At 65.8% G+C, this 5800-nt stretch carries 4 protein-coding genes and 1 pseudogene; 1 reads left to right on the forward strand and 4 read right to left on the reverse strand.

All coding sequences use genetic code 11. From position 1 onward, the window contains the following. Positions 1-172: 172 nt before the first annotated feature. Positions 173-634: a pyridoxamine 5'-phosphate oxidase family protein gene (locus ACFU53_RS45960; protein ID WP_384006124.1), complete on the reverse strand. Its 462-nt coding sequence runs from the start codon at positions 632-634 to the stop codon at positions 173-175. A 134-nt stretch (positions 635-768) separates the two neighbouring features. Then, a pseudogene (locus ACFU53_RS45965) lies at positions 769-1994 on the reverse strand (IS701 family transposase). A 165-nt stretch (positions 1995-2159) separates the two neighbouring features. Between ACFU53_RS45965 and ACFU53_RS45970 the strand changes: the two are divergent. Then, the gene (locus ACFU53_RS45970; RefSeq protein ID WP_384006125.1) at positions 2160-2564 is read left to right on the forward strand and encodes a type II toxin-antitoxin system PemK/MazF family toxin; all 405 of its coding nucleotides are present in this window, start codon (positions 2160-2162) and stop codon (positions 2562-2564) included. Between the two features lie 647 nt (positions 2565-3211). Here the strand turns inward: ACFU53_RS45970 and ACFU53_RS45975 are convergent. Continuing rightward, positions 3212-3676 (reverse strand): hypothetical protein, encoded by a 465-nt coding sequence (locus tag ACFU53_RS45975; RefSeq protein ID WP_384006127.1) that lies wholly within the window; start codon positions 3674-3676, stop codon positions 3212-3214. A 163-nt stretch (positions 3677-3839) separates the two neighbouring features. After that, a complete protein-coding gene (locus tag ACFU53_RS45980; protein WP_384006129.1) occupies positions 3840-5021 on the reverse strand; it encodes a hypothetical protein in 1182 nt (393 codons plus the stop codon). Positions 5022-5800: the final 779 nt, after the last annotated feature.

Below are 5800 nucleotides of genomic sequence, written 5' to 3' on the forward strand. Positions count from 1 at the left end.
CGGGCATTCTCGGCCAACAGCGGGCAGATTCCGGACCTATGGGAACGGCATGAGGTCCGAGAGAGGTCTGCCCCCGGTTATGCGTCAAACGGGCAATGAGTTGATTCTGTAACCCTTAGTACTCCAGCTGTAGATCGTGATCCGAGAGAGGCGCGTCGGCGAGGGACGGCCGTTATTCCAGCCACATTCCGTCGCGCATGATGACTCTCCCGCGTAGTTCCGGCTCGCCGCGCCAAGCGCGCACAGTCCTCGGGGCCACGCGTACATACAGAAAGGAACCCTCTTCCACGCGTGGATCCCACCCGAACTTGTCGGCGAAGGCCTCCGCTGCGCTTCCGGGCACCTCCTGGTCCGGGAAGCACTCCGCCTCCCCCTGGAGGAGCACCACGTCGAAGGTGTCCGGTAGCGCCAGGCGCACGCGCGGCTCTTTGCGGACGTTCCGCGCAGTCACGGAAGTGGCGCTGGTGCACATCCACACTGCTCGTCCATCCCACAAGAACCACAGCGGCACCTGGTGCGGCCCGTGATCAGGGTGAGCCGTCGACACCCATACATCCCGCTCGGTAACGAGCCGCTCCAGAGCGTCGCGCATACGCTCCGCCGTCTGGCGGCGAACGATTCCCGTGGTCTCCATGCGGATCGACCCTAGCCAGCAGGGGCGAAGCGCGCCTGAGGCGCAGGACCTACTCCCAGCGACCGATGAACCCCTCAGCCTTTGGCTAGGGGCGACCGACTACGGTGCTCAGGGTGGCCGGCTGAAGTGCTCAGTCACGCTTGTCTCCGGTAGTGGCTGGCTCGTGATCGCGCCTGGTGGCTGCGTCGCCAGGCGGACCAGCTGAGCCGGTGGGCCGGGCCGTGAGCGGGCCGGACAACAACACTGATGAACAGGCGCTGGATCTCGTTACAGGTCAGCGGGATCAGGTTGGCCGGCGTGGGGCGGTGTGCGTGTTCGTCGGCGCGGACGACGGCGAGGAATGCATGGGCCAGCATCGCGAGGGTGACCCAGCGGGCCCAGGACGCGTAGCGGCGGACCTGGTGCTCATCCAGTCCGGCCAGCCCCTTCTCACTTTGGAAGGTTTCCTCCACCCGCCATCTGGAACCTGCGACCTTGACCAGGATGGCCAGGGATGCCGACGTGGTGGAGTGACAGCGGTAATAGGCGAGTTCACCGGTGGTGCGGTTGCGACGGATCAGTAACTGGTGGTGGCCCGGTGCCGCCTCGGCGAGGTCGATGACGGCCCAGTCGTAGAACCGCTGTCCCTTCGCGCCGCGTCCGGCCGAGAGCTTCTGCCAGGCCCGCTTCGGCACCTTCTTCACCAGCGCATCGGCGCGGAACGTGCCGGCGCCGGTGGTCATTTGGGCTGAGCAGGCCACTGCGAGGACGTAGCCGATGCCGCGTTTTCCAGCGCGGATCGCAGTTTCGGGTTGCCGCCGTAGACCTCGTCACCCGTGACCCAGCCGACGCGGTGTCCAGTGTCCAGGAACCGTTCGATCATCACCCGGGCCAGTTCCGGCTTGGTCGCGAAGACGGTGTCCTCGCTGAGCCCCGCGGCCCGGCAGCGGTCCGGATCGCAGGTCCAGGAGCGCGGGATGTACAGCTCTCGGTCCACCGCCGCGTGCCCGCGCTCGCCGGCGTAGACGAGGTAGACGGCGACCTGGGCGTTCTCGATCCGCCCGGCGGTGCCGGTGTATTGGCGCTGGACCCCGACGGTGCGTGTGCCCTTCTTCACGTCGCCGGTCTCGTCGACGACCAGCACTGCGGCCTCGTCGTGGAGGTGCTCGACGACGTATTCGCGTACGTCGTCGCGGACGGCCTCGGCATCCCAGCCGGCCCTGCACAGCAGATGCTGCATGCCGTGCGGGGTGGTCTCCCCGGCCCACTCTGCGATCGTCCAGCAGTTCTTGCGCGGCAGATCCGACAGCAGGCCCAGCACCAAGCGCTTGGCCCGGAGGCGGGGTTCGACCCGCGCGAACCGCCCGGCTATCCGGCTCATCAGGCCATCGAACGCCTCCTGCCAGCGGGCAGGGTCTACGCTGTGATCTGCGGCCATCGCGTGATCGTTTGTCTTCACACACCGATGATCAACGTGGCCGCACCCGTCTCCACAGCGCGTCAGGGTCGCGCAGCGCCCGCATGCGGTCCTGTGTCAGGAGGACATGTGCAACGTGGCGAAGTCTGGTGGGTCGAGTTCGACGAGCGGCGGCCGGTCGTACTGCTGTCGGAAGGCGACGCGTCCGGCATCCGGGTGATGCAGGTCGTGGCTCCGGCGGGCGTCGACATCGGCGGTCTGGGCGTCGAAGTGGCAGTAGGCGCCATGGAAGGACTGCCCTTTGAAGGCGTGCTGCGGTTCGCGTTCCCATGTCCGGGCTTTACCCCTTGCACGTGGCTGACCACCGTGTCCCGGGACGACCTGATCGAGCGGGCGGGTGCCCTGCCCTACGCGAAACTCAACGAGATTGAGGATGCCCTCCGACTCGCTGGACAGGCGAAGGAGCGGACCCCGGCGACGACCGAGAAGCTCAGCGCACTAAGGGACGCCCTCCGTCTCGGTGGACTTGAGTAGTCGGGTAGGCGGAGAAGGAACGGACACCCTCGGTGGCGTGGTCGATCTCGTCCAGATGATCGACACTGACCACCTGTCTCCTCGGCGCCCCTCACCATCGAGATCACGATCTACGGCTGGAGTATCAGGGCCCAGCCCATCGCCCCGTTCGCCCAGCGTCATTGGTGGTGATGTTGACCTTTGTCTGGGCCGAAATGTATTACGACCTCGATCAAGCGGACCGCGCCATCCGTGCGATTCAAGCTGCTCACCACCGAGTATGGGCTGCGTCTATTTCTCGTCGACACGTGACGAGATGCAGTTTGGCGAGTGATGTCACGGACTGTGCCATTGCTCCACGACCACGCTCCGGTAGATCAGACAAGTGCGCGGTGCGGCAGTCCAGAGGACTGCCGGAGAAGTCCGGCATTCCTCTGGACTGCCGGAGAAGTCCGGCACTCCTCTGGACTGCCGGAGAATCCGGCGCCGCGAGCTGCTTGCACTCGCGGAAGGTCCGTGCACCGTACGGAGGTCACCGTCCGGTACGAGGACGTCCCGGCCCGCGGCCGAACTGGGATTTGTGGCCTGGTATCGCTGAGTGGGACGGTGGTGGAGCAGCCCGTGAGCGGCTCACAGGCCGCTGCTGCGACGGTGATGGCCTGGACGGGTCACCGTCCAGCCCTCCAGCCGGCTGCCGCGCCGTCGTCGTTCTGGTCGAGGACGACGCGGAGGTGGCGGGCCCGCCAGATGCTCAGCAGCCACGCGGACGGCAACTGGAGGGTGAGGAAGGCGAAGCCCGCCGTAGCGAACGCGTCGTCGACCGGCACGGCGGCTCCGTCCCGCCAAGCGGAGAGGCCGCCCCACAGCAGTAGAACGAGCAGGTAAGCGCCGCCGTCGATCAGTGGGACTCGCCAGACCGGCATGGGAGCGGTGAAGCGGCGCGTCAGGGTGAGCGTGATTGTGGTCACGGCCAGGAACACGTAGGACAGGGGGTTCGTCGCCCAGAGCGACACCCAGGGGCCGAGGCTGTCGGCAGCCGCTGACCAGGCGAGGTCGACTGCAGCTCCGGTCATCCAGGATCCGATAGCGACAGTCAGCGCGTAGGAGACAGCGCTGCGCCAGGTGACGGTCATGTCACGCTCTCCCGTTGGTGGGCTGATGGACCACTGTGCGGCGGTCCGCTTACATGGTCAGTGTCCTCCTTCCTGTGCGCAGCGGAGGCGTCGGGTCTCCTGATGGCGGCGGCGGCCCTGTAAGGCGCGCAGGAGCCGCCGGTGGTGGTGTGAGCCGGGGTTTTTACTTGTAGCGGCCGGTGTAGCCGGTCAGGTTGGCCAGCTCGCATCCGGCCGGACCCGATCCGGACAGGCACCAGGGGCTGGCGGCCTTGCGCTTGTATACGTCGGTAACCCGGCCGCCGTTGTAGATGTAGATGTGGTGGCTGGGCATCTGCCGGTGGTTGCCGGAGCGGATCTCCCAGTTGCCGTTCGATCGGATCTTGAACTGAAGGGATCCGTCGATCGCGTTGGGGAGCTTCTTGCTGCAGAACGGGTTGGTGGAGTGCGTCACCATGCGGATGTCCACGTAGCCCGAGCCGCTGCCGAGCTTACGGACCTGCATCTTGCTGCCGGAATCGGTCCGCTTGGCTTTGAGCTTGCCGGTCTTCTTGTTGTACACGTGCGTGGTGCCGATGCTCGTGTGCCCCTTGACCTTCTTGCTCTTCCAGGTGATCACCGCGCTGGCGGACGTACGATAGCTGGAGCTGCGCCAGTTGAAGCTGCGGTTGTCGCCGCCGAACGAGTAGCCCTTGCCGTAGGTGCACGCGGGCTTTCCGGCAACCAACGGGGCATCCAGCCGTTTCTGCGGGATGAACGTCGTCCACGTCAGCGTCGTGGTGGTTGCTGCTGCGGCTGCCTTCGCGCGTGCCGTAGCCGAAGCGCGCATAGTGGCAAGGTCCGACTGGCCGCTCTCGGGAGCCGGGACGGTCACTTGCAGGCCGAAGGTGCGGGCCTGCGTGGTGTTGCCTACCAACTGCGGCACGATCTGGTACTGGTACTTCGCCCCCGGCGCCACCGTGGTGTCGCGGAAGCTGGTCGATCCGGCGGGCAACTCCGCGAGCACGGCGTCGCCGCGGACCACGGTGTAGCGGGCCTTGTTTGAATACGTCTTCCACGCCAGGTCCACGAAGTGGGGGTTCGAGGCGCTGATGGCCCCGTCGGACGCCATGGAGCTGTCCACGACGGCGGTCTCCCCCGACCGCGCGGTGCGCACACTGAAACCCTCGGTCGTTGAGCTCCTGGCCGTGCCGGCCGCGTCGCGGTAGGTGGTCGCATCCAGGCCGAAGGCGGCCTTCGCGGCGGCAGGCTTGGCGACGGGGGAACCGGAGGCGGTGGTGACCGTCGTGCCGAGCAGGGCAAGCGGTATCACTGAGATAGCGGCCAAGCGGGGTATGGGCATGCGATTGCGCAACGAACTCTCCATTCAAGAAAAGGTCATGACGTTCTCGACGCGCCGGTGCTTTGTCGCTCTGAACTGGTTCCGCTCTCTTGCCCAATTGTCTTCGCCGTGTGTGGACAGCCGCAGACTGCGGTTTGCTCCGCACGCCAAGTACGGGGCGGCGTGGGCGAAGGAGTGGCTGCTCGACGCGTCGCTTTTTGCCTGCAGATTGAATACTTGAGAAGCCGAATCTATTTGCGAAGTATCCGTTGTTGCCATTGTCTGTTGGGGAGGTGAACCAAAGGGCAGTGCCTGAAAAGTAATGACCTGGGGCGCTGTCGGATCACCTTCTGCGGTAGCCCAGGAACCTGTTCCGGGCCCGGATCACCATCAGGGTGGTGGCTCGGCACGCAAGGCATCGTCTGATGGCACAGCGGTATGACGTGTGCACATATGACGCATAGCGAAGGGAAGTTGACCGAGCCGCAACCGCCGATGAAGCTTCCGCGCCGATGCCTGGTCCGGGCAGCTACTTCAACGCGGTGATGTGGTGGTAAGCCGTCTTGTGGCGACGGCTCTGCGGCCGATTCAGCGACTGCCGGACCGGCGCGAACCGACATGATCTGGCCTCGGCTGCTGTAAGTCGCAAGCCTCCATGGCCGATGAGCCAGGCAGCTCCCGCTCCCGACACGTTCAATATTTCCGAAGTCGAACGGCAAATCCCGTCCTGCGTGCTGTCCTTCGGAGTGGTGTACCGAACGAGGGGTGGGCGCCCCATAGGGCAGGTGTGGAGTCGCCGGTGGTGGCCGCGGCCGATCTGTGTC

The sequence above is a fragment of the Streptomyces sp. NPDC057474 genome, assembly GCF_042802555.1.
Classification (GTDB): Bacteria; Actinomycetota; Actinomycetes; order Streptomycetales; family Streptomycetaceae; genus Streptomyces.

Bases quoted from the DNA above. Each gene is read 5' to 3' on its own strand.
- ACFU53_RS45975 (WP_384006127.1), bottom strand. From the start codon at position 3,676: ATGACCGTCACCTGGCGCAGCGCTGTCTCCTACGCGCTGACTGTCGCT.
- ACFU53_RS45960 (WP_384006124.1), bottom strand. From the start codon at position 634: ATGGAGACCACGGGAATCGTTCGCCGCCAGACGGCGGAGCGTATGCGC.
- ACFU53_RS45980 (WP_384006129.1), bottom strand. From the start codon at position 5,021: ATGGAGAGTTCGTTGCGCAATCGCATGCCCATACCCCGCTTGGCCGCT.